The sequence below is a fragment of the Citrobacter sp. TBCS-15 genome (assembly GCF_005280815.1).
GTDB classification, from domain to species: domain Bacteria; phylum Pseudomonadota; class Gammaproteobacteria; order Enterobacterales; family Enterobacteriaceae; genus Citrobacter; species Citrobacter werkmanii.
This window is the reverse complement of record NZ_SZWK01000285.1, coordinates 610-942: the sequence shown is the minus strand read 5'-3', so window position 1 is coordinate 942 and position 333 is coordinate 610. Positions and strand designations below refer to the sequence as shown.

Sequence of the window (333 nt, the reverse complement as noted above, 5' to 3'; positions counted from 1 at the left end):
ATTTATCGCTTAAAGGTTCAATCAATGCAAATGATATATCACTTAGAGGTACAATCGATGTTCCAACTCAAATGTTGACAATTCAAACTGGAAATGGTATGCAGTTGCAATTCACTAAAAAGAACGATGATTTAGTAATTGTTAGACTCTTTGGTAGTGTATCAACTACAAAAGCTGGCATTAAAATGTCTGGACCATGGGTAGATAAAGAATTTCGTCCAGCTGTTGTTCAAAGTATTGTTGGTCATTTTGCTGGACATGAGACTTCTTTCCATATTGACATAGACACAAACGGTAGTATTACTTGGTGGGGACCAGATATTGGTAAAACAC

The 333-nt window shown here is 35.7% G+C and carries 1 protein-coding gene; it reads left to right on the top strand.

Annotated features, from left to right (window positions below; genetic code table 11):
* Nucleotides 1-333, top strand: a 333-nt coding sequence (locus FDW96_RS15425; RefSeq protein WP_212732919.1) for a hypothetical protein, incomplete at both ends; no start/stop codon positions are given.